The organism is Chryseobacterium wanjuense (assembly GCF_900111495.1).
GTDB classification, from domain to species: Bacteria; Bacteroidota; Bacteroidia; order Flavobacteriales; family Weeksellaceae; genus Chryseobacterium; species Chryseobacterium wanjuense.
Window position 1 is genome coordinate 2,058,750 of record NZ_FOIU01000001.1, and the last position, 23,508, is coordinate 2,082,257.

20 protein-coding genes are annotated in these 23,508 nt (G+C 35.2%); 13 read left to right on the forward strand and 7 right to left on the reverse strand.

What is annotated here, in order from left to right; all coding sequences use genetic code 11:
• Positions 1-10 precede the first annotated feature (10 nt).
• Positions 11-961, reverse strand: coding sequence for a FecR family protein (locus BMX24_RS09200; RefSeq protein WP_089791801.1), 951 nt, complete (start codon positions 959-961; stop codon positions 11-13).
• Positions 962-1,202: 241 nt separating this feature from the next.
• Between BMX24_RS09200 and BMX24_RS09205 the strand changes: the two genes are divergently transcribed.
• The 4 genes from BMX24_RS09205 (at position 1,203) to BMX24_RS09220 (ending at position 6,970) form a co-directional block, all read left to right on the forward strand.
• The gene (locus BMX24_RS09205) at positions 1,203-1,823 is read left to right on the forward strand and encodes an RNA polymerase sigma factor (RefSeq protein ID WP_089791803.1); all 621 of its coding nucleotides are present in this window, start codon (positions 1,203-1,205) and stop codon (positions 1,821-1,823) included.
• 128 nt (positions 1,824-1,951) lie between these two features.
• Positions 1,952-4,963 (forward strand): sensor histidine kinase, encoded by a 3,012-nt coding sequence (locus BMX24_RS09210; protein ID WP_089791804.1) that lies wholly within the window; start codon positions 1,952-1,954, stop codon positions 4,961-4,963.
• Positions 4,960-5,574, forward strand: coding sequence for a response regulator transcription factor (locus tag BMX24_RS09215; RefSeq protein WP_089791806.1), 615 nt, complete (start codon positions 4,960-4,962; stop codon positions 5,572-5,574). Before BMX24_RS09210 ends, BMX24_RS09215 begins: the two co-directional genes overlap by 4 nt.
• Positions 5,575-5,842: 268 nt before the next feature.
• Positions 5,843-6,970 (forward strand): hypothetical protein, encoded by a 1,128-nt coding sequence (locus tag BMX24_RS09220; protein ID WP_089791808.1) that lies wholly within the window; start codon positions 5,843-5,845, stop codon positions 6,968-6,970.
• A gap of 338 nt (positions 6,971-7,308) precedes the next feature.
• On the opposite strand, the gene BMX24_RS09225 is transcribed toward BMX24_RS09220, so the two are convergent.
• Positions 7,309-8,739, reverse strand: a complete 1,431-nt coding sequence (locus BMX24_RS09225) for a tetratricopeptide repeat protein (RefSeq protein ID WP_089791810.1) — start codon at positions 8,737-8,739, stop codon at positions 7,309-7,311.
• A gap of 467 nt (positions 8,740-9,206) precedes the next feature.
• Here BMX24_RS09225 and BMX24_RS09230 point away from each other — a divergent pair, with 467 nt between their 5' ends.
• Positions 9,207-9,899, forward strand: a complete 693-nt coding sequence (locus tag BMX24_RS09230; protein WP_089791812.1) for a hypothetical protein — start codon at positions 9,207-9,209, stop codon at positions 9,897-9,899.
• A gap of 413 nt (positions 9,900-10,312) precedes the next feature.
• Positions 10,313-11,764 (forward strand): tetratricopeptide repeat protein, encoded by a 1,452-nt coding sequence (locus BMX24_RS09240; RefSeq protein ID WP_089791816.1) that lies wholly within the window; start codon positions 10,313-10,315, stop codon positions 11,762-11,764.
• A 68-nt stretch (positions 11,765-11,832) separates the two neighbouring features.
• Here BMX24_RS09240 and BMX24_RS09245 read toward each other — a convergent pair whose 3' ends face one another.
• The 3 genes from BMX24_RS09245 to BMX24_RS09255 form a co-directional block, all read right to left on the reverse strand.
• Positions 11,833-14,628: a M4 family metallopeptidase gene (locus tag BMX24_RS09245; protein WP_089791818.1), complete on the reverse strand. Its 2,796-nt coding sequence runs from the start codon at positions 14,626-14,628 to the stop codon at positions 11,833-11,835.
• A gap of 470 nt (positions 14,629-15,098) precedes the next feature.
• A complete protein-coding gene (locus BMX24_RS09250; RefSeq protein WP_089791820.1) occupies positions 15,099-15,782 on the reverse strand; it encodes a hypothetical protein in 684 nt (227 codons plus the stop codon).
• Between the two features lie 60 nt (positions 15,783-15,842).
• The gene (locus BMX24_RS09255; RefSeq protein ID WP_089791822.1) at positions 15,843-16,190 is read right to left on the reverse strand and encodes a transposase; all 348 of its coding nucleotides are present in this window, start codon (positions 16,188-16,190) and stop codon (positions 15,843-15,845) included.
• A gap of 455 nt (positions 16,191-16,645) precedes the next feature.
• Here BMX24_RS09255 and BMX24_RS09260 point away from each other — a divergent pair, with 455 nt between their 5' ends.
• The 6 genes from BMX24_RS09260 to BMX24_RS09285 all read left to right on the forward strand — a co-directional run bounded on the left by BMX24_RS09260 (position 16,646) and on the right by BMX24_RS09285 (position 21,592).
• Positions 16,646-17,590, forward strand: a complete 945-nt coding sequence (locus tag BMX24_RS09260; RefSeq protein ID WP_089791824.1) for a helix-turn-helix domain-containing protein — start codon at positions 16,646-16,648, stop codon at positions 17,588-17,590.
• A gap of 322 nt (positions 17,591-17,912) precedes the next feature.
• A complete protein-coding gene (locus BMX24_RS09265) occupies positions 17,913-19,184 on the forward strand; it encodes a hypothetical protein (RefSeq protein ID WP_089791826.1) in 1,272 nt (423 codons plus the stop codon).
• Between the two features lie 138 nt (positions 19,185-19,322).
• A complete protein-coding gene (locus BMX24_RS09270; RefSeq protein WP_089791828.1) occupies positions 19,323-19,553 on the forward strand; it encodes a hypothetical protein in 231 nt (76 codons plus the stop codon).
• A gap of 69 nt (positions 19,554-19,622) precedes the next feature.
• Positions 19,623-20,561, forward strand: coding sequence for a glycosyltransferase family 2 protein (locus tag BMX24_RS09275; RefSeq protein WP_228404763.1), 939 nt, complete (start codon positions 19,623-19,625; stop codon positions 20,559-20,561).
• 222 nt (positions 20,562-20,783) lie between these two features.
• On the forward strand, positions 20,784-21,209 hold the full coding sequence (locus BMX24_RS09280) for a transposase (RefSeq protein ID WP_089791830.1): 426 nt from the start codon (positions 20,784-20,786) through the stop codon (positions 21,207-21,209).
• Positions 21,210-21,412: 203 nt separating this feature from the next.
• On the forward strand, positions 21,413-21,592 hold the full coding sequence (locus BMX24_RS09285) for a helix-turn-helix transcriptional regulator (protein ID WP_228404809.1): 180 nt from the start codon (positions 21,413-21,415) through the stop codon (positions 21,590-21,592).
• Between the two features lie 28 nt (positions 21,593-21,620).
• Here BMX24_RS09285 and BMX24_RS09290 read toward each other — a convergent pair whose 3' ends face one another.
• Together BMX24_RS09290 and BMX24_RS09295 are read right to left on the reverse strand one after the other, a co-directional pair.
• Positions 21,621-21,959 (reverse strand): nuclear transport factor 2 family protein, encoded by a 339-nt coding sequence (locus tag BMX24_RS09290; RefSeq protein WP_089791834.1) that lies wholly within the window; start codon positions 21,957-21,959, stop codon positions 21,621-21,623.
• Positions 21,960-22,074: 115 nt separating this feature from the next.
• Positions 22,075-22,434, reverse strand: coding sequence for a prevent-host-death protein (locus tag BMX24_RS09295; RefSeq protein ID WP_089791836.1), 360 nt, complete (start codon positions 22,432-22,434; stop codon positions 22,075-22,077).
• 315 nt (positions 22,435-22,749) lie between these two features.
• On the opposite strand from BMX24_RS09295, the gene BMX24_RS09300 reads away from it, so the two are divergent.
• Entirely contained in the window at positions 22,750-23,406 is a 657-nt protein-coding gene (locus BMX24_RS09300; protein ID WP_089791837.1) for a CPBP family intramembrane glutamic endopeptidase, read from the forward strand.
• Positions 23,407-23,508: the final 102 nt, after the last annotated feature.

A 23,508-nucleotide genomic window follows, 5' to 3' on the forward strand; every position in this document is an offset into this window, starting at 1 on the left:
ACCCTTAGTTTTATTTTTTAAGAATGTAGGTTGTCTCTTTTTCCTTTTTCACGTCCAGTCCGAGTATGAAAGCGAGAGCTTCAATATTTTCATCCGTGCTTCCACCTGTAAAATCGGCGGTGATTTTTTTATCTGCCACTTCTTTAGGATAAATAATGCTGATGTTGTAGTTTTTCTGAAAAATTTCAGCTACTTCCCTTACCGTCACATCATTAAAGCTTAAAGACAATAAAGACGGCAAATACTTTTTAGATTTATTTTCCATTTTAAATGAAATAATAGCTGCGGTACGACTCACCCCGAAATTCGTCCATTTCTGATGAGGTTTAAGATAAGTCACAGGAACTCCGGTGTAGGAAACCGCTACTTTCCCTTCATAAAGATCCACGGCTTTTTCTCTTCCTGACTGGGTAATTTTAAAAACGGTTCCCAACACTTTGGTACTGAAACCATCCGCTTTTACGATAAAAGGATGTTTTTTTGATTTAGCTACTGTGAAAATGGCATCCCCTTTCAGCTCCACCACTCTGGTATCGGCGGGAAAAGATTTTTCCACGGTCAATTCTGCGCCGGGAAATAAGGTCACTAAAGAACCGTCTGCCAGAAAAACCCTTTGATTTCCAGACTTTGCAAAGTAAACATCAGACTTAAAGAAAGTGTGGTAAGTGAAAACTCCTCCTAAGGTCATGAGAAGCAATATAGAGGCTGCGATTTGGTAGGTATACTTTCTAAAGCTGTTGGGATGGCTGATGATGGCAGCCTGGGGAAAGTAAGACTCCAGAGTAAACAAAACTCTTTTTTTGGATTCTCTCATATGGTCTCTGTCCAGGTTTTTTTCTACCTCAATTTTCCATTGTTGTAAAACTTCCGTTTCCTTTTCGGAAATTTTTTCTTCGGAAACTTCTCTTTGCCAAAGTCTGAAAACAAAAGCTTCAATATCTTTATATTTTAGGTTTTTCATAAAATACTTTAAAAATGTAAGTTCATCGTTCTATCTATAAGACTGTGAAAAAAGAAAACTTCCCTGGACCATTCTTAACATTCTATTCACATAAAAACCAACTCATTAACAGTTTCAGGATAATTTTCATCATTTCTCAACATTGGCTTCATATTCCGTCCCTGATTTTCAGAAATAATTAATTTTAAATGAGCTAAAGTTCACAAAAAGTTAATTTTGCATTAGGTAATTTTGTACCATCATGAACCCGACAGATTATACTTTATTGAAGAAAATAAAAACAGGCGACCGTACTGCTTTTATGACGCTGTATGAAAGGTACTGGGACAGTTTGTACAGCTTTGTTTTTGTGAGAACAAGGAACAAGGAGGTTGCGGAAGAGCTGCTGCAGAATCTTTGGGTAAAAATCCTTGAGAATACGGAAAGTATACAAACCGATGAACAGGAAACCGCAAAAGGCTACCTGCTGCGATACCTTCACTATAGGGTTCTCGATTATTATAACAGTTCTAAAATAACCTCTTCCAATATCAATATCGATGACTCGGAAGACCCGGTTGATATGATCGACACGGAGTACTTTGAAATTCTGGAGGAAAGTGAAATTTCAGCTTTGTTTACTATGATCGATCAGGTAGTTTCCCAGCTTTCCACGACGGAGCAGAAAGTATATGACATGAGAATCCGTAAAAATATGTCGGTCAATGAAACGGCTGAAGCCCTGGGAATAAGCAATAAAACGGTAAGTAATAAATTAAGTAAAACATTAAGCGAAATCCGTGAACAATTAAACCCAGAATATAAATCATCCAAAAAGCTTGTCGCATTGCTTTTATTCGTGGAAATGGTGGCGCAAGGTTGAAAATTAACTCCAATTTTTACTATATTTAAATCGGGGTGAAAATTTTTTAAGCATTTATATTCTTTTTAAATTAATATTTAGCCTTTATTTTTCTATATTCATTAATATATTTGCTAAAAAAATAAGATTTGCAAAAAAATATACTGTTTATATTCTTTATTGTTGTTTTTTTTACCGTTCGCAGTCAAAAGCTTAGCATTCAGTTTTTTAATACTGATAACGGGCTTCCTCAAAACAGCGTAAAAGATATCATAAAAGATAAATACGGCTTTATATGGATGACCACCGAAAACGGGATTGTAAGATATGACGGTACCAATTTTTTAGTCTACAAAAATTTTCCTCTTACCAGCCAGCGGTTTACCTATTTTTATGGACATCCGGAAAAAGACAGTGTCTATACAACCGGCGATTACGGAAAAACGATCTTATTGCACGATAAACTTCCAAAGGTTACAAAAATTGCAAAAAACACCTTATTTCTTATTAAGGACAACAGCGGACATCTTCTGTATTGCACCAATTATAGTGGTGGCGCTACTGCGGGTGTAAAATTTTTCATGAATTTTAAAAAAGGGAGATATTATTTAACGGATACGGGTTTAGGATATACCCATTTCGGCTCAAAGGGAGAGATAAATTTACCCATCAAACCGCTTCTTAACGCTGTTCCGCAGGTTTTTGCGCTTAATGAAATACTCTTTTACAGAGATATTCAATCGAAAAAAGTGGTAAAAATAGAAAAAGGGAAAATTACCGGTTCTTATCAGATTCCACTACTGACCGATCCTCACAGCAAAATCCTTTGGAGCCAGGCGAATAATCAGGTTTTTATCATGAATAAAAGCACCATGTATACCTGTGATTATGAAAATGGAGAATTAAAAGTATCCAGACTTTTTAAACTTGATAAAGTAAAGGATGAAAATTTCATCAGCGCTTATTATGACAAATCTTACAAAAAATTCTATCTCGGGAGCAGCATAGACGGCTTGCAGATCATCAGCTTACCCGATTTTACGACGGTCAGCAGACCGCCTTCAGAACCCGAATCCAATTTTTATGCTCTTCTTCCTTATAACAGTTCTTCCGTCATTACTACTTTTGGGGAAATCTATGACCGGAACGGTATGGTAGATAATAAGCATTTTAAAAATACAAGTTCATACTTTTTAAGCTATGATCATTCCGGAAATATCATGACACAAAAGACTGATGAGGTAATGGTCTATCAAAAAACATCTTCCTTCACCCATGCTATTCCTATAAAAGACATTGAGTTGTCTGATTTCTTCTTCGATGATCATCGGTATTACGGATTGCTTCAGGAATTTAAAAATGATAAAACACCCCGGTTCAACACCTTTCTTACGATCTATAAAGACAAATCTTTCCGATTTCCGGGGAAAAAAGTTTTTATCAACTCTGAACCGACAAAATTTGTAAGACTGGATCAAAATCACATCATCGTCGGAACCATAAAAGGTCTGTATAAGATCTCCTTAAAAACCAATACGATCTACGATCTGACGGGGAAAGATGAATTGCTCATCCGAAATATTATTAAATCAAAAGATGGAAATATTTGGGTAATGGCCTTAGGAAAAGGACTTTTTCTGTTGAAAAACAATCACCTTGTTAAAATGCCTTTGGATGTAAACAATAATATTTCTTCGGCACACGGAATTTTGGAAGATTCGAAAGGATTTTTCTGGATTCCCACCAACAACGGGCTGTATAAAGTTCCTGAGAGGCAACTTTTGCAATATGCCCGAAACAGAAAATCGAGGGTCGATTATTACCGTTTTGCCAAAGATTCAGGTTTTAATACCAATGAATTCAATGGTGGAAGTAACCTCTGCGGAAGCCAATTGGCCAATGGAGATTTTGTATTGCCTTCATTAAACGGGCTGGTTTTCTTTAATCCATTAAAAGTAAATACCTACTACCCCAAAAATATGTATATCGAAAGGGCTTCAATTGATAATAAACTGCAGTATTTTAAAGAAAATTTATATTTGGAACAGGAATTCAGCCGGGTGGATATTTTCATTGATGTGCCTTATTATTCTAATCCGGACAATCTTGTGATAGAAGCGAAACTCGACAGAATGACCAATGCAAAATGGGAACCCATCGGGAAAGACGGAAAATTTTCTATCTCGAATCTGGGCTATGGCAACCATACTTTTGTTGTAAAAATGCTGGTTTCCGACAGTGGAAAATTTATTTATAAAAAGATTAATGTCATTATTCCGCCTTATTTTTATCAGACATTATGGTTTAAAATATTTACCCTTTCCATTTCATTATTGCTGGTCTATTTGCTGATCCGATGGAGAATAAGCTTTCTGAAAAAGAAGAACCATGAACTGGAAGAAATTGTAAAATCCCGTACCAAAACCCTTTCGGACACGGTTGATAAATTAGAAATCACAAAAATAAAACTTCATAAAGAGGTCGAGCAGCAAAAAAAACTCATCGGTACGATTACCCATGACATTACCACGCCGGTGAAATTCATTGCTATGACCGCAAAAGAAATTTTGGACACCCATGATCTTTCGACGCCGCGTGCTGAAAAAATCCTGAACTCGATCTATAAATCTTCGGATCAATTGTATAATTTTACCATTACGTTAAAAGAATATGCCGATATATACACCCATCACAGATCAGATGAAAAGGAAATTTATTCGCTGTATCAACTGATAGAAGAGAAAAGAATACTTTTTAATGAAATAGCTGAGAAGAAGAATACCGTCATCCGCAACCATGCAGACCGGGCTTTATTGATCAACATCAGCAAAAATATCCTGTCTGCGATCGTTCACAATCTGATGGATAATTCTGTAAAATATACAGAAAACGGAATCATCACCATCGAAAGTCATGTTGAAGGTGAAAATATTAACCTATTAATTACAGATACCGGAATTGGTATGGACGACAAGAAAATAGAATATTACACAAAACTTCAGGATAATATCGAAAACGAAAAGCTATTATTACAAAAATACGGAATGGGGCTTCACCTTGTGCTGCAGCTGCTTCAGATGATCGAAGGGAAAATAATTTTTACAAAAAACCACAGCAAGGGAACTTCTTTCCGACTGATTTTAACAAATAAAAAAAGATGATTAAAAACATTCTTATTGCCGACGATCATGATATCGTACTCGTAGGAACAAGTATAATTCTGGAATCCAGAGTTCAGAATGCAGTGATAGATCAGGCGGAAGACTACCCCGAAACACTGGAAAAAATCGCAGTAAAAAAATACGATCTCGTCATCCTGGACATCAATATGCCGGAAAGTAAAAATAAAAAAATGATCTCCGAAATCAGGGCTATTGATCCGGACATCAAAATCCTGATATTTTCTGCTTATGAGGAGGAAATTGCCGTACAGTACATCAAGGAAGGCGCAAACGGATACGTCAGCAAACTGAGTAAATCCGAAGAAATATCCGACGCTGTGAACAAGGTCTTTTCCGACGGATATTACTACCCTTCCAGTATTGTAAGCCAGCTTTTCAACGAATCGCCGATGGATCTTATTAAAAATTTGTCTGAGAGAGAATATGAGATTTTCAACCTAATGGTGAAGGGCTATGGCAATCTTGAGATTTCAAATAAAATGGGAATCCAGATGCCGACCATCAGTACTTACAAAAAGAGAATCCACAAAAAACTTAAAACCAATAATATCGCAGATCTTATCAAACTTTACCATACTTATATGGCGTAATTACTTCTACAACATAATTCACATTGTGTAGAATTTTTTCTACACGGTTCTTTATTTTATTCTACAAAATAGATTATTCTCTGTAGAATAATTTCTATAATTTTACATTACCATTAAATAACAAACATTAATATTTGTTAATACTGCAATAAATTAGCAATAAAAGTTTAATATAAACTAAAAATCAGCAATTTAAAATTCATGCATTTCAATTGAATTTAAATGATCTTTTTGAATGAAAGTCTAAGCTATTAAAAACAAAAAACAAATGTCTAAAAATTTTACTAAAGTATGGCAGGCTGTGGCACTGCTGAGTTCTTCTATTGCCTTTGCACAAGCGGGAAACATAGGAGTGAATACCGCAAATCCCGGATCTACAATGGATATCAACGGATCTGTGGCCGCAAAGTACAACGCTGTAACGGCGGCACTTTATAACCTGACTGCAACAGATTTCCATGTTTCGTACAACGGGACGGCCAATGCGACGTTCAACCTTCCTGCAGCCATCAGCGGAAACGGAAATTTCAAGGGACGATTGTATACAATTAAGAATAATACCAATTTTACCATAACCGTAAACTCTGCAGCACCTGAAACCATCAATGGAAATGCAAGTATTTCTGTACCAGCCAATCAGAGTGTACAATTGATCAATACTGGTCTTACGGGAGCTAACCCTACTTGGGAATTAGTATCAACAGGTTCCACTTCGACAACCAATAACATCACAGCAAGCAACGGTACTACCCTTTCCGGAACGGATGTGAGATTGGGCGGTACACTTTCCCAGGCTACCAATATTGATACCGCAGGAAATAACCTGAGTGTCAACGGAACAGGAAAAGTTTTGGTAGGTACAAACACGGTTCCTGCAGGAGCTTCAAACTCTAAGCTTGTTATCGATAACGGTACCACAAACGGAGCTTTACAAATTAAAGACGGAACACAGCAATTTGGTTATGTCCTTACGAGTGATGCCAATGGTTTAGCGACATGGTCATCTACGGTTACAACAGCATTTGCGAATAATTGGACCTCTTATACAGGAACATTAGTTAATCCTTTTACGGCAAGTCCAGGAGGCCTTCTTCAAACAGGAATTTCAGTGACAATTCCGGCAAAAGGATGGTATTTCTTCCGTTGTGGGGTGACAATACAATCAGGCTGTAACGATTATGGATTTTATATTGATGGTGTAGGTGAGATATGGAGGACTTACTGTAACGTTGCAGATGTTCAAATGATGTCACCAAGGGATCAAAACCGAGTACTTTATTTTTCTACTCCCGGTACTTATTCTATTGTAGCTGTAAAAACTAATGCGGTTGTACCAACAGGTTTTAATATAGGCAACCCTGCTTTTTACCTTGATTTTGTAAAATTCCAGAATTAAAAATATAAACTTACGATACAATTATTCCCCTTTTTTCTACAATCAATATTTTACGAATGATGAGAAAGAAGATTGTTCCCAATTCATTGCAAAAAGGGGATTTAATTTAAGTATGCTAAGTTTAAAATGTATTGTAAAAGGCCGAAGTTTTTGAAAACTTCGGCCACAATATTTTACCCTGTTTACCCTGAAATGAAAAAATATTAAAACTGTGCTGCTACGGGAATATTGCGATGCAAATTTGTAGCATTTCTTGCCTTCTACAAAAAAATCAGGTATGACACAGCTATAACAGTTAAAAAAAACCTGTTGAAATAAGGGTTGGCTGTTGAAAATTTTCATCTGATGATATTTTTCATCCAGATATAAATATCTTCTTCTGACGAAATATTAAGCTTTTTTCTCAGTCTGTTTTTCCTTGTTTGTACAGATTGCGGCTGTACAAATGTGTACTCTGCGATATCTTTAGTGGAAAAATTGAGAAATAATAAAGCACAGAATTTTAGCTCGCTGGTAAGCAGCTGGGGTTCTTTTTGCAATAGTTTTGGAAAAAAATCGGGATATACTTCCTGAAATCTGGCAGAAAACTCCGGATCGTTATTTTTTGCAAGCTGTACGACGTCTTCAAAAGCTTCGTTTATTTTTCTATTAAGAATTTTATTTTCCTCATTTTTTATATGCAACACTTTATTTTTTTTGCCTATTTTTTTAGCAACAAATAAAACAATAACAACCAGACCTATAGCTCCCAGAATAATAGCATAAAGTAAATATCTGTTTTTCTCTTCCAGAGGTTTTTGTTTATCCTTCACAAGAAGTTTTATGGTCTCGTTCAGGTTAGAAGCTTCAGTCTCACGTATGCTGTCATTAAGCTTGACAAACTTATTCAGGTATGCTTTTTCATTGCCGAATTCTTTCTTTTTACTGTAAGCATCGGAAATCAGAGAATACAACTCTGATAATTTTCTGGAGTTTTTTGCTTTCTGAGCAAGCTCTATTCCTTTTTTATAGTTGATAATTGCAGAATCATAGTTTTTCTTTGAGCTGTTGATCTGTCCCAAAAGCTTATACACGACAAACTCATTATACCCAAGATCTACCGGTAATGCCCGGCTTGCCTTGACGTAATATTCTGTAGAATCGACTTTATTTTCTTTGAATTTTATTCCTGCCAAATTCAATAATGCTATTTTCAGATTTACTCCAAGACAGGTATTCTTTATTTTTTGACCTTTAAGCTCCTGAATTGCTTTATAGACACAAAGTGTAGCCGAATCATACCGTTTTTTTTCGGTATAATTTGTCGCCATGTCTATCAGGCCTAAAGTTTTGATATATCTTCTTGTAGAATCTACGGTTACATTTTCAGATAGCCTGATATTTTCTTTAAGCTTGGTAATGGCTTCATCATACATTTTAATTCCAAAATAGTTATTACTATATAACACATTGGTACTGATACGGTTAAACTCATCTGCAGATTTATAATCATTTTCAGCTTCCATCATTTTTAAGTAACGAATACTTTTTTCATATTGATTAAGCCTGTTGAAAACATAAGCCAGGTTAAGACATACTTTGGCATTACCCTGAGAGTAACTTATAGACTTTGAATCTTCTAGAATGGATAGATTGGCTTTAATAAATTCATCTGCTTTACCGGAAATCATCAATATTTCGGCCTCTTTTAATCTTCCTTCAATATTTTCGGATGTTATTTTTTGCTGTGCGAATAAAAAAACAGAAAAAAATACAAGAATAAATTTCATCACAAATATTTCTTACTAAATTAATTATAATAAGCAGTATTTTAAACATATTTTCCATTAAAATCAGATCAATTCTGAAAGATATATTTCATTTTCAAAAATTATGTTTCATTTTTCTTAATTCAATCTTTTAAAAAATGAGAATTTTTTCATGATGACTGATTTTTCAGAAATCTTCCTTTTTCTTAAAAAAAATTACCCACTGTTTTCATTTGAATCCATATTATTTTAACACCATTTACTTCGAGCCAATAAAAAATTAAGTTTTAAAAACTTGATTCAGTTTTCTAAATCAATTTACAACATTCTGAAATTCAAATAATTAAACACATGTCATATCTATGTAATACAATGAAATTCTTTTTTAAGGCGATCTAGTAATTAATATTGCCATCGAATAATTCACTATTCACGGGCAAGTTTATCAGCCTGATTAAATACACAAATAATTTTAAAAAAAATATAGCATGAAAAATTTATTATTTTTATTATCAATTTCATTTCCGATTCTTTCTTATTCACAAGTAGGTATTAATACACCCACCCCAAAAAAAATGCTCCACGTGAATGGTTCGCTGCAGGTAACCAACGAATTGAGTGTTGGAGGAAATGCTTCTACAGCAGGCAGCGCAGGTACCTCAGGGCAGATTCTAGCCTCAACAGGACCAGGTACAGCCCCGGTTTGGAATTCTTCTAACGAATTAAAAGGAACAATCGCTGCTGCGTATTATGTACAAGGCAATGATGACTTAACTATTAATCAAGGAGATACAGGTGATGTTCCCGGGCTTACCCTTACCATTACAGTACCTGCCGGTAAAACACAGACTCTTTTATTTACCATTATCGGATATGCCATTCGATCTACAGTAACTGACGGAGAAGCTACACAAGGAGTATTCAGTCTGGTACAAAACAATGTAAAAATCTCATCTGCTTTCACCGCTTCGGGGGATTTCGGAGATCTGGATGCAGTACCTGCACCGGTAACTTTCTTAAAATCTGTAACCTTAGCAGCGGGAACATATACTTTTAAAGTAAGGTACACTCCATGGAAAGACCAGCAGATTGTAAATTTTGATCCTACCGGCTATTCAGGATATAATGGAGATACCGAAGCAATGCTCAGCAAAATGCAGGTATTGGTCTATAATAATTAATCTCCCTCAGCAAGATATAATTGAGTCAGAAAAAAAATGATTCTAAACACACAAATGTCCTTAAAAAAATAATGCAGAACGATCGTTCTGCATTGTATTTGCAACTCACGGATACATAGACCAGAATATGTTTTAAAGAAAATCCAGTTAAATTTTTCAATTAACTTCTGAAAATAACTGTATTGGCTGCTTCAGCGACTTTTTATGACTCCTGAAGTCATAGCTATGTAATACCTGTTCCCTATTACTGTCTGTACTCAAACTCTTATCATTGTTTTTAATTGTATCGTATTTATCATCGTACCATTGAAAAACCACTGGCAACAAAAGAGAATTATCAGCACCATATTTTGCCGGAAATATCAGCATTTTAATTAAAAATTAATACTCAGCTTATATTGATTTAGCATATTATGAAAATCCTATTTTTTTTATTTCCCCTCTTTTTATTGGCACAACAAAAAATTACGCCTCGGTATATTGATTCGCAAATCAAAAAAATTGAAACTCTGGGCAGAGAAGGAAAATCTGATCAGTATATCAAAGGAAACACCCTCCTATTAAAGCATTCGAAACTTATCAAATATTCCCGTGGCATTGCATTAGGATATTTAAATCTTTCTTACAGCCTTTTTTTTGCAGGAAATTACAAGAAAAGCATGGAATATCTAAAATTGGCAAGAAAAGAAGAGTTTGCACAAAACGATTTTACCTCACAATTGAGGATAAAAAGACTTTTCAGTTACAATTATATCTCTGTCGGGTTATATCAGCAAGCTATTTCCGAACTCAGGGAAATTGCCCTGTTGTCGGATGATGCCCCCATAGATTCTGTAAGATTGCAGGCAAAGACTTCCTCTTACATCGATATCGGGCTTATTCATCAGGAAAAAAAACAGTTTGATTCTGCCACGATTTATATAAAAAAGGGAATCAATGCATTACAAAATTGCCGGAAACTTACCCCAAGATTAAAAGTAATCCTGGCTTGGGGAAAACTGACCTTGATAGAACTGAAAATCGATGAGAAAAAAATAGATTCTGCTAAAATATACCTTAAACAATTGGAAAACTGCGCAGAAAAATTACCCGGAAATTATAATTTTAAACTCTTTCTTGCCAAAGGTAAAGTCTGTGAAGAGACCGGAAATTATCAGCAGGCCGTCAGGAATTATGCAAAATCCGTAAAACTTGTGCAAGAAACTAAAAACATTGTCGCTTTAAGAGATCTTTATCAATCGCTTTCAAAAGCTTACAGCAAAAACGGAAATCCGGATTCTGCCACCATTTATCTTAAAAAATTTGACGCCATTACTGATACCTTAACCAGCCTTTCACCACCCGCCATAGAAAGCACGGTACAGGAACTTGTAACACAGAAAGAGAATGAAATTAATTCTAAAACCCGCTACTTCATGTACTTTTTGTATGCCACAGCGGTGATCGTCATTATGTTTTTTCTCGTTCTTTTCGGGAAAATCCGCAGGGAAAGAAAAATTGTCATGGAAAAAGAGTTTGAAACCATGATATTAAGTCAAAAAGTGAATGCAGCATTTAATGAAGTCGTACAATTAGCCAAAAAAAACGACCCTGAATTTCTCACCAGATTTCAGGAAGTATATCCCAATATTTTTCCAAGATTATTAGAGATAGAACCTCTGCTCCTGGCCAGCGAACTGAAATTCTGTGCTTTATTATTTCTCAATTTTTCATCTAAAGATATCGCCGAATATACTTTCGTAAAACCCGAATCCGTACAAACCAGGAAAAACAGACTGAGAAAAAAATTAAATATCTCCTCAGATGAAGACCTCTATATCTGGATGAAAAATATCAACAACAGCAGAATACATTCTTTGTCATAAAAATAGCCGTGAAGTAGATTTCACGGCTGTCATTGTAAATTAATTAATAAAAAATATCCAAAAAAAAGTTACTTTTTAATAATTTTTTGGGTCACTTTTTCTTTTCCATTGTCCAGTGACAGAATGTAAACTCCTTCAAGCAGCGATTCTACGTTGATCGTTTGAGCGCTTGTTTCTCCGGAAAGCACTACTTTTCCAAGTACATCAATTAGCTGATATTTAAATTCTGAATCAGAAGATGAATTAATTTTAATCACATCTTTTACCGGATTAGGATAAATGCTGATTGCTTTGGTACCTCCTGAAACCTCACTAATTAAGCTATTGAAAGCTCCCGCTGAAGTTATTTTTAATGTATAATCTTCTACCTGTCCGTAAGAAATCGTTCCACATGGTGAAGTCGGCACCGAATTATACTTCAGGATCACTCTCATTCTTACATTTCCGGTAACAGCCGTAGCCGGAATCGTTATATTTCCTGTAACGGGAGATGTCGTACTTCCTGCTTTCGACCATGCTAATTCTCCACCATCCGTAAAGTCTCCATCTCCATTGAAATCTATATAAACAGCGTATGCTTCACTAAATTTTATCAGCGGCCAGTTTGGCGTAATCGTAAGAGGGTAAGTTGTACCTTTTACTACATTTCCGATGATGGACGTAAAGTTTTCATATCCTGCTATACCTGTAGAACTGTTATTGATGTTTGCAAATTTCACATTGCCGATATTTTCATCTGCTGCAGAGCTGGCTGATAATGAACAGTAGCTTACTCCTGTTCCCGCGGCCTGGGTTGTTACGTTCACGGCATTGCTTGCGACAGAGATATTTCCCGCTGCATCTTTTGCCTTTACAGTAAAGCTGTAGGAAGTTGCGGGTGATAAACCTGTCGCGGTATAAGTACTTGCCGAAGTAGTTCCTAATAAAGTGATCCCTCTATAGACATCATAGCTTGCTACCGCTACATTATCCGTAGCTCCGTTCCATGATAATACCGTAGAATTCTGAGTCGTGGAAGATGCGGATAACTGAGGAGCTGTCGGTGCCTGCGTATCGGTCACCGGGTTTCCTCCTCCTGCATATGCCTGTCCTAATCCTACTGCATAAAATGCATTCTGAGTAGCTATATGCTCCGGCGAATCTACCCCATAAAGATCTTTTACAGCAAGAATTCCGTAAGCTGTAAGGTCACTATAAGTCGAATTTGCTGAAAGATATGATGTTTCGATACGGTAAACGATTTTCGCAGCCTTTTCAAACCCTATTCCTGAAACATTATAGCTGCTGCCGATATCATTGGTACCGGAACCTCCCATTACCAGAAGGTAAAACCAATGATTCAGTACACCGCTGTTGTAATGAACACCGCAGGAATCGTTATAACCGGGGCTATTTGGATTATTGTTTGGAATACACGTACTGCTTGCATTTTTCCAGAAAGTGCCTTTATACGTGTCCGGCTGGCTGGACAAACCGGAATTGGGATTGCTCATAGATCTTAAATAATACGGTGAAACCTTCACTATATCTTCTCCTATGGTAAAGTTTTGCTTTTCAGGGGCAAATGTATTTTCTACCACGGCTCCCCAAATATCGGAAAGCCCTTCATTAATGGCTCCCGGCTCTTTCTGATATACCAATCCGGCTTCTTCCTGACAGATGGCATGTCCCAATTCGTGGGCAGTAACATCAAACGCAGTAAGCGGTTTGAAGGTACCATTACCATCTCCGTATATCATTTCACTTCCCGTCCAGGCAGCATTTGCGTAAGAACCCGGAGCCTGAGGATCCTGTACATGGATGTAACTTTCAAGAACAGCACCCTGATTATCATAGCTGTTTCTATTGAATGTATTTTTGAAATAATCATATGTTTTTTCTACACCCCAGTGTACATCCAGAGCAACGTCATTTCCGTTGGCAGAATGTTCTGCAGTCGTCCAGTTATTATCCGTATCGCTGATATTCGTTTTTACAAGATTGGTGTAAAATCCATTATTATTGTTATAGGTATTTACTCCACCTCCTCTTGTATCGTCTTTCAGTACATATTTATTATTTACCAGGGATGTCTCGATAGATTTCAGTCCGCTGTATCTTGTACTGGCATTTCCGGTTATGAAAATGGAAGGTAAATCTTGTTTTGGCTGATTTTCTGCCCCAATCATCGGAAGATTTTCCAATTCTTTTTCGTGGGCATGATCTCCTGCATGTTTCATGATCGGATTATCAAGCAATATCTCTCCTGATTTTGCATCTACATAAATATAGGATCTCAGGAAAGGTTCAGCAGAAAAAACATCAAATTTATAAGACAATAAAAGCCTATAATGATCACCGGCTGTTTGCACAGGAATTAAAAGAAGTTCACCTTTTGGCTGATAACCAATTTCTTTTCCGTGTTGGGTTTTAGACATTAAAACCTTTACTCCGGCATACTTTACGGCATTATTAAGAGCTTCGGATTCTGTAATATCGGGTTGTGTATTTACGTCGCTGGTATCGTACATTTCGCCATTCATGCTTACCAGATTGCCTTTTATATAATGCAGTGTATAATTGGCAAATTCTACTTTGAGCCCGTTGTGGTAAAGCTGATACTTTTCATCAGCAAAATCGGAAAATAGTTTTGCCGACTTGGTTTTAACCATTTTAGAACCCAAAGGAAGACTAAAAATTTCTGAAAAGAATTTTTCGTTATCGGATGCAGCCAAATCTTTGGCCGCTGACCCGGGTTTGAATGTAATGAGAGATGATCTTCCATTCTCAATAGTAATTCTTTGGTCGATAAACCGTTGGGCATTTACGCAAACACCACTTACCAGAAGCGGAATAAAAATTGCAAAAATTAATTTGTTTTTCATAATGATCTTTGTTTGGTTTGATTGTTTTGGGTTGATTAATCAACTATATATTTACTAATTAGTCTGAGGAAAGCCGTGCTGATGAAGCACTTCCAGTTTCATAAAAGCCTCTGTAACAGAATACATCACTTTTATCGTATCACTGACATCACAAGTATACCATTTAATTTATTATTCACACAAAAGTGAAGATATTACACAGCTATTACATAAAATTAAAACACTTTAAATCAAACAGATATATCAGTTAAATTTCAAATCTGAATTTAATTTATGTCTTTTCGAAATAGGAATGTAAGAGCTGGATGCATCATTTCAAATGTCATTATCACTAATATGAAAACTCATGGAATTTAAATACAATCAAACCGGCTTTACATGAAGTGTAAAATTTAATGATTGACAATTAAAATTTCCTGTAAAAATTGTCTATTTTAAATTACACAATGATGCAAGCCGGGTTGATTGTATTACTTCATTCGCCAGATTGTAAAAGTCGCTTTAGAATTATTAAATAAGCTTATATCCGCTAAAGGAATTTTTATTCCAAAAACAATTTTATCTCCTGCATCCAGCTTTACGATGGTTTGCGTTTTTCTTACAGGCGAAGAGACGTTTATGGATAAAACACTTACATTCAGGAAAGATTCTTCGGAAATTAAAACAGCTGTATTGGTTCCGGATTTTATCTTAAAAATTCCTGCTCCCAAAGTGGAGGCCGACAGTAAAGATGCCATTTCTATATTAAAATAAATATGGTAAATTCCTTTTTCCAGGGCTGTAAATTCTTGTGTTGATGTGTTAAAATTCAGGCCTTCGTCAATTTCAAGAGTGGGAAAAGAAACTTTTTGCCAACCATTCAAGAGACTCAGGGAAAGAACGGAAAATCCGGTTCCACCGGTTCCTTTTATAATGGTATTTGCTGTGGGTGCCCTTTCAAAAATGTTGTTCAGGTCTGTTGTATTCACCACATTTTCATCATCGAGCACCATGACTTTTACATCCTGTGCTGAAGGTAAAACAGTGGCTGTCCGTATTCTGACGTTTCCGTTGACATCCAGTGAAGCTTTTGGGTCTTCTGTATTTATCCCAACCTGTCCATAAATAACCGAGCTTATCAGCCCCATTACAATAAATAAAAATTTTGTGTTCATAACTATTTTTTGATGGTTAAAATTTTAAATAAAAGTTTGTAGAGTGCAAAAATTTAAGATTTAGAAAAGATCTTTTTGTTTTTTCCATTTTGCAATGGTATTCCGGCTTAGTTTGAAATGTGTGGCTAATTGAGAATTATTAAGCTTATTATTAACCTGATACTCCAATATCTGACTGATCGCCAGTGGATCATAGGATCTGTGCTGCTGATTAAACAAAGTTCTTTTCCGGCAGTCTTTATTGAAAAGTAAATTGTTGAGCCTGATGATATCTAAAAATGATAATTTTTTTTTCGACAATATAGGGTTGCATAGTCGCATTTTTTCAGGATATTTCCTGGTGATAATGTCTATATAAATACGTTTGTAATCTGGCGAAGACGTAATGTTTTGTGCTTGGTTGCTCATCGTTAAAATTATTTATACTAAAAATGTTTAAACCCTGATAATTTTTGATAGGGTAAAGAGACTTACTGATCTGCCGACAAAATTGTTGCATTTATTTCTTTATAAAAAAGCAACAGGTATGACTTGGATATTACATTAATTTGAAATGATAAGCTAGTAAAGAAGGGCCTACTGAATCAACCAATTTTTTATTTTCCCTGCAATATACATAGCCAATGAAATATCTTCTACAAGGCCATTGACAAGATGTAATACCTGTGTAATATCAGCTTTTTTTGAGAAAAAGAAAACTCATGATAGTTTTGCCAACAACAAATCATTAAGAAGAGTTTTATGCAACTCAGATTGGAATAAGAATTTTAAATCAGAATATGCCTTGTAATTTCGGAATTCGGATGCAGTCAAATTTCTCAAAACATTTTTAATTGAAAACTAACTAATCATTAATTTCATTCATGAATAAGCAATATATCACCTATCAGGAAAAAGAAAGATTAAAAAGAGAATTTGTTCATAAGTATCTCCTGCTTATGATCATCATTTTTCTTATATATATGTTGATTTATACATTTATTCAATACAATAACTTCCTGGCTTACTACATTGCCGGAGGGTTGGTTCTCACTTCTACAGCTTATCTCATCGCCCGAAAAAGCAACAGTCTGGATAAGTTTGTGCGCTGTTATTTCATCTTATCTCCCATTTATATCATATTCATCATGGTGTATTTCTGGAATGTCTCCGTCATGAGTTTTGTGTGGCTTTTACCCCTCCCGCTTGGTGTTTATATATTTTTCCCTACTAAAAAAGATATCATTGCATTCACTTTATATGGTCTGTTCATCATCATTGCGGAATATATTATTGTCTATTTCTTTAGTTTTTCACTCACCATTTCCAGGCAAAGTATTGTCCTTACCGACACATTATTAATAGTTTCCAATATACTTATCATCTTGCTAGAAATTTATTATACCGATAAAATAAGAAAAGCAGAGTTCTTCCTGCAATTTGAAAAAAAATATCTGGTAAGAACAAAGAATTCAGAATCTGAAAGTTATCATCAGTTATTTGAAAAAATAGAAGAAGTTGTGAAAGGAAAAATGCTCTTTAAAGATGACAAGTTTAATATTTCAAAGCTATGCATCGAATTGGACGTCAACAGCAAATATATCGCTAAAGCCCTGAGAGCCAACAACTACTCCAACTTCAATACCTTTTTGAATTTCCACAGGATTAATCATGTTAAAAAGCTTCTGGAAGAAAGCAACCTGCAAAGAATCACTTTAATGTATATCTACACGGAAGCGGGATTTTCTAACCAGTCTACTTTCAACCGGGTTTTCAAGCAGTTTGAAAATATGACTCCCTCAGAATACATCGCTATGAAACACGGGTAGATTTCTGTTTACTCTCATATCATTTGAAATAAATATTTACTACTGATTTTAAATAGTTTATTCAAGTTGATCATACAAACAATTAAACTACAAATTACATACATTTTAATAACTTAATTAAAAAATTGATTACCAGCACTTTAAAAGATAAAATGATTTCTGAAATTGATTACCAGTCGCCGATTTTGATTTATTGTACAGAATAAATTTGCAACAGTAATTCAAACACAAATCTTCTATGACACATCCGCCTTAAAATTTTTAAAAAACAAAAAAACTCAACGAATAAACATTCATTAAAAATTAAAAAAATCATCAATACATGAAAAAAATAAAATTATTATTACCATTTAGCGTATTATCAGTTGCTGCATTTGGGCAAGTAGGAATAAACACTTCAAACCCTCAAGGTATCTTTAATATAGATGCAGCAAAAGACAATGCAACTACCGGAGTTCCTACAGCAGCACAGCAAGCCAATGACTTCACCGTAATGCAAAATGGAAGTATAGGAATCGGAACAACAGCTCCCCATGCTTCTGCAATTTTAGATATTACTTCTACCAACAAAGGAATCTTGGCTCCCAGAATGTCATTGTCATCACGTACAGATGTCACTACGGTTCCAAATCCTGCAGTAGGATTATTAGTATACAACCTGGGTACCCAGCCTACTTTTACTTACAAAGGATATGTTTTCTGGAACGGAACAGAATGGAGATCATTCGATAATTCTTCTCTGGATGTTGGTACTGTAGGAGCATTAGCATGTAATTCGGTTTCCCTTACTCCCAATACCTATGCATCCGGTGTTCCGTATACGGGAACAATGAGCATTCCGTATACCGGTGGTAACGGCGGTGTATATCAGAGCCAGACGATAGGACCTGTAAACGGACTTACTGCTACGTTAAACGGAGGAAATTTTGCAAACGGCTCAGGAACCCTCAATTATACCATTTCCGGAACCCCTACTGTCAGCAGCCCTTCTACGACTACTTTTACGATTACTATTGGAGGTCAGACCTGTAGTACTACCATTGGCGCAGGCAGCTCAATTTCCGTAGGACAAGAGGTAAACTGGTCTGGAGAAGCACCTGCAAATATCGGTAGCGGAGGACTAGACGAAACTGCATCTATTCCAACGAACTACCTTAGTAATTATGCAGCGGATGTTCCTGTAATGGATGGAATGAGATTTGATTTTTATTTTATAAACAATGTCACAGGTGCTGGTACAATTTCGGCTATACCGCGTCTGGTAAACGTTTCCGGAGGTAATTTAAAAGTTAACTTTTCTGCAATGTCTAGTGTTCAAAACTATGGATCCAATAACGTATTACTAGGACCAAATCAATTTATTAACCTGGATGACGGTATCTACAACGGATATGGATTAAATATGACGACAAGCAGTGTCCCTGCGAGCTATACATCACCTTCTACAAGTCATACAGAAATAGAAACTGTGGATCTATGGGTAAATAATCATTGGTACAGAGCCAATTATTATCCTGTGATAGATAACAATAATACAACCACACCATCCGATGATATCAGGAGAATAGCTATTTCTATCAAAAGACTTAAATAGATCATTCATAGACAAGCCCCCAAGAAGATTCCTGCTATACAGTATTTAGATTCTGTACAAGCTTGGTTCCGACGTAGAATGGTCTGTTGTGCCCCCATAACAGACCATCTACAATCTTCATGACCAGAAGGAAATAATATGAAAAAGAAAAACCACTATCAACATTTAATGGGTAGAGATAAAAAACAAATTGTTTACGAAATGGGACAAGAGTTTAACTTTTATCCGAATAATATCTGGACTTATATCATAGATAATGGCTGGTTCGGGAGAAAAACAATGTTATTATTATTTTTTAAAAGTGAAAAAGTTTACGAAATCAAAGTAAAAAATTTCTATGGAAAAATTGCCCGGTTATCGGAAGATTAATTGCAGATTATTCCCAAAAAAACATAATAATCATATCACGAAATTCAATCAGTTCCCACTTTTTTATTGATGAAAATGAAAATCTCTGTAGTCATTCCTGTTTATAATGCCGAAAAATATGTTGCCAATGCCGTAGAATCGGCCTTACAGTTTCAGGAAGTATGTGAAGTGTTATTAATAGAAGACGGATCACCGGATAATGCCTTGCAGGTTTGCCATGATCTCGCGGAAAAATACGACAGAGTAAGATTATTTCAGCATCCCGATAAAAAAAATCACGGCCCCGGAGAAAGCAGGAATTTAGGAATAAAAAACTCTACAGGAGATTTCATCGCTTTCCTGGACGCTGATGATTATTACCTTCCCAACCGGTTCAACGCTGAAAAAGAACTTTTCAAAGAACCGAAAGTAGAAGGTGTCTACGGAGCATTAGGAGTACAGTATTATACGCAGAAGGCAAAGGAGCAGTATTACAGCATTTTTAAAAATCGCCTGACAACGGTCTATAGGAAATATCATCCAAAGGATGTTTTGCCGGGACAGCTGAATATGCTGGGAAGTTTTGGACTTTTCACGCTTGATGCCTTAACGATCCGGAAAGAAGCTCTGCTGAGGAAAATAGATTCTCTATTCAAACCTCATCTGAGATATCATGAAGACACAGAATTCCTTTTCCGATTGTCCTTTTATCTGGATCTCTATCCCGGTATTTTAGACAAAGCTATTGTCGTAAGAGGTGTTCACGAAAATAATAGAATTACCAAAGTAGATACCAAAAAAATAAACCCCGCTTCTACCAGAATTTTATTATGGAAAGAGATCAGGGATTGGGTGGAAAAAGAAAATGAAATTCACGATGATATCAAACTGCACATCAGAAGAATGCACCGCAGCTTTGAGATCGCCAATGCACCGACATTAAAAAAGTGGAAAATGATTATAAAATTTATTTTTAAAGACTATTACAGCATTCGTTCAGGTCTTTATAATATCAATTTCAGACAATAATTGATTTTCTTATTTAATAAAAACAGAAAGGTTAAAAGTACTTTTCATCTGAAACAACACAAATTATGATTTCGCAAATTTTACGATTCTAAAAACACAACAGGTGAAAAGAAAGGAGCCGTATTCCCTGACGGCTCCCTTAATCTTTGAAAGGAATTTTAAACTTTTTCCTTAGCATTTGTTCAAAAAAAAGTCAGAAAATATCAAACCTCAGTCTATATTATGTTATTTAAAAATATTCATATCGGTGAACTCATAGATAAAAGAGTGAAAGAAACAGAAACTTCTATTGATAGAATTGTTAATTTTTTCCAATGCAATGAAGAAGATATCACAAAAATGTACCTCAGCAAGTCTATAGATTCGGAATCTCTTCTAAAATGGAGTAAACTGCTGGGTTATGATTTTTTCAGGATCTATTCGCAGCATCTTTTATTATACTCGCCTCCATCTTCTCCCGATTTCCATCAAAAGACAAAACAAAAGGAAACCGAACTTCCAACGTTCCGGAAAAACATTTATACCATTGAAATTATTGAATTCATCTTAGAACTATTAAAATCTGAAGAAAAAACAAAAAAACAAATAATAGAAGAATATAAAATCCCTAAAACAACACTTTACAAATGGATTAAAAAGTATTGGTAGTTTCAAATTTTACTATCCAACTTCGTTCGACTGTTTACTAATCATCCCTGGGTAAACAGCTTTCAAATAGTCATTTTCAACTATTTTATTTGACGTGTTATTAGTTGGAGCCCTTTAAATCTTTGTATTTAAAGGGTTTTTGAATTTAAAAAAGCATTCTTAAAGTATTTTAACAGTAATAATGATATATTAAAAGACCACAGATTCTTACCACCAACGATCTTCGAATTTGTGCATTGATTAAATTAAATCTCACCAACAAGGAAATCGTACAGTATGAAAATATTTCTGTACGTACCATAGAAACAAAAAAATACAGAATTAAAAAGAAATTAGGACTCGACACCAATACTGATCTTAATAAATGGATTATGGATTTGTAAAATGTAATGGTTCCGAATCTCAAAATCATTATTTTTCGACAACGAAAGCTTTCAATTCAGCCATCAGTCCGTTTTCAAACTTCCAGACGTCGCAGTAATCGTATTCTGTCCATTTGTCATTTTCACTTAGGCTTATTTTGCCTACAGCCGTTACGTAATCTCGTTCTGCAATCATCAAATCAACGTCAAACTTTGGCGGTATTTTGTAAGTTTCGGACAAGTATCGGCGTACTTCTTCTTTTCCCGAAAGTACTCTGTCTCCGACGAATATCCATTGTACCGAATCTGTGCAGAATGTAAGAAAGGTTTCATGATCACCCCGCGATATTGCGGCATTTGCTGTTTCAAGAACTGTTTTGTTATTCATAAGGCTGGTATTAATGGTGAAAAATCATTTGATAAATGAATACCAAATAATCCTGCCTGTAAACGTTCAAAGGCTATGCCGATTTTATTTATAAAATTTCCTGGCTAATAAAAAATTAGGTAAGCTGATAATTGGCGATCACAAGGCTTAAAATAAAATGAACATAATTCTGCTCGGCTTCCTGCCTGTTGATCAGTTTATTTTTATATTCATAAGAATTCAGAACCTGTACCAATTTCTGGTAAACGTCAAAGTCTTCCCCTTTAATTTTCACCCTTACATTACCGTCTCTTTTGTGAATAAGGTTGTTGTCAAGCGTCCTTACCTTAAACAAAACGTTGTATAATGTAGGGTTGAAATTCATCCGCCCCAAGTATCTTTCAATTATATTAACCTTGAAAGCATCAAATACGATTGTATTAAAAACAATATTAGATCCGGGTTCCTGCGTATTGAGCTCAAGAGTATAGTTCATAAATTTAAATTTACTACAAATTTAGTCAGAAGATGAAAACATACAAAACAAAAATGCCCCTGAAATGTACCATTTATTTTAAATATATGGTAAAGCCTTTACTATTAGGCGAATATAGAGAGAAAAAAAGATATTATGCTTAGACTATTATTTTGAAAATGTTTTCGTTTTAGCTCTTTATTTTTTTTAATTTTATTGAATTATAAATAGTAAGATATTAATTTAGAACATGTTTAACGAATAAGCGCGGTTAAAAAACGCGCGGCAAATATAATAATTTGCTTAAGACATTAATTCAAAAATTATAAAGTAAATATGAATAATAAAATACTTAGAACAATCAAAGATGTGAGCGTAATAGGTTTCCTATTGCTTTTTCCTCATTTTGTTCCTTTACCTTTTTATTCATATGCTGTTGTCTGCTTTCTTTTCATCTGGTTTTTGCTGCGTAACGAAGGAAATACATTTCAGGATATCGGACTTTCCGGAAACGGATTTACCGGAAAAGCTGTTCTAATAGGCATAGCTTCGGCTTTATTCTGGCTCGGTTTCATGCAATTGGCTTATATTCCTTTTATAAAACATTTCTTTGTTGTTCCGGATTATACGGAATACAATTTTATCAGAAAAAGCATTTCAAATCTGCTCATGGTCATCGCTGCGGCGTTGCTCATAGGCGGGTTTTATGAAGAAGTTGTGTTCCGCGGATACATTCAGAATCTGTTGGAAAAAAGATTTTTCAGGAAATTTGCTGTGCTGTGGAGCATCATTATCACAAGCGTATTGTTCGGGCTTTATCACTGGCAGCAGGATATTTTCGGTATCGTATCGGCTGTTTTAGGGGGACTTTTCTGGAGTATTTTATATAAAAAATTTAATAATAATCTTTGGATTACTATCGTTTCACATGCCATTTTCGACACAATATCATTGATTCTTATCTATATAGACAAATTTGGAAATTGGTATTGACATATTCACTCCATGATAACTCACGAAATATCCATTATTAAAAGGTTAATCAACATCTTTTTCAATAATTAATATCTATCACTCATATAAACAATTGTGATT

Coding starts and splice junctions, on each gene's coding strand:
- BMX24_RS09200 (WP_089791801.1), bottom strand. CDS start 961: ATGAAAAACCTAAAATATAAAGATATTGAAGCTTTTGTTTTCAGACTT.
- BMX24_RS09205 (WP_089791803.1), top strand. CDS start 1,203: ATGAACCCGACAGATTATACTTTATTGAAGAAAATAAAAACAGGCGAC.
- BMX24_RS09215 (WP_089791806.1), top strand. CDS start 4,960: ATGATTAAAAACATTCTTATTGCCGACGATCATGATATCGTACTCGTA.
- BMX24_RS09220 (WP_089791808.1), top strand. CDS start 5,843: ATGTCTAAAAATTTTACTAAAGTATGGCAGGCTGTGGCACTGCTGAGT.
- BMX24_RS09225 (WP_089791810.1), bottom strand. CDS start 8,739: ATGAAATTTATTCTTGTATTTTTTTCTGTTTTTTTATTCGCACAGCAA.
- BMX24_RS09230 (WP_089791812.1), top strand. CDS start 9,207: ATGAAAAATTTATTATTTTTATTATCAATTTCATTTCCGATTCTTTCT.
- BMX24_RS09240 (WP_089791816.1), top strand. CDS start 10,313: ATGAAAATCCTATTTTTTTTATTTCCCCTCTTTTTATTGGCACAACAA.
- BMX24_RS09245 (WP_089791818.1), bottom strand. CDS start 14,628: ATGAAAAACAAATTAATTTTTGCAATTTTTATTCCGCTTCTGGTAAGT.
- BMX24_RS09250 (WP_089791820.1), bottom strand. CDS start 15,782: ATGAACACAAAATTTTTATTTATTGTAATGGGGCTGATAAGCTCGGTT.
- BMX24_RS09255 (WP_089791822.1), bottom strand. CDS start 16,190: ATGAGCAACCAAGCACAAAACATTACGTCTTCGCCAGATTACAAACGT.
- BMX24_RS09260 (WP_089791824.1), top strand. CDS start 16,646: ATGAATAAGCAATATATCACCTATCAGGAAAAAGAAAGATTAAAAAGA.
- BMX24_RS09265 (WP_089791826.1), top strand. CDS start 17,913: ATGAAAAAAATAAAATTATTATTACCATTTAGCGTATTATCAGTTGCT.
- BMX24_RS09270 (WP_089791828.1), top strand. CDS start 19,323: ATGAAAAAGAAAAACCACTATCAACATTTAATGGGTAGAGATAAAAAA.
- BMX24_RS09275 (WP_228404763.1), top strand. CDS start 19,623: ATGAAAATGAAAATCTCTGTAGTCATTCCTGTTTATAATGCCGAAAAA.
- BMX24_RS09280 (WP_089791830.1), top strand. CDS start 20,784: ATGTTATTTAAAAATATTCATATCGGTGAACTCATAGATAAAAGAGTG.
- BMX24_RS09290 (WP_089791834.1), bottom strand. CDS start 21,959: ATGAATAACAAAACAGTTCTTGAAACAGCAAATGCCGCAATATCGCGG.
- BMX24_RS09295 (WP_089791836.1), bottom strand. CDS start 22,434: ATGAACTATACTCTTGAGCTCAATACGCAGGAACCCGGATCTAATATT.
- BMX24_RS09300 (WP_089791837.1), top strand. CDS start 22,750: ATGAATAATAAAATACTTAGAACAATCAAAGATGTGAGCGTAATAGGT.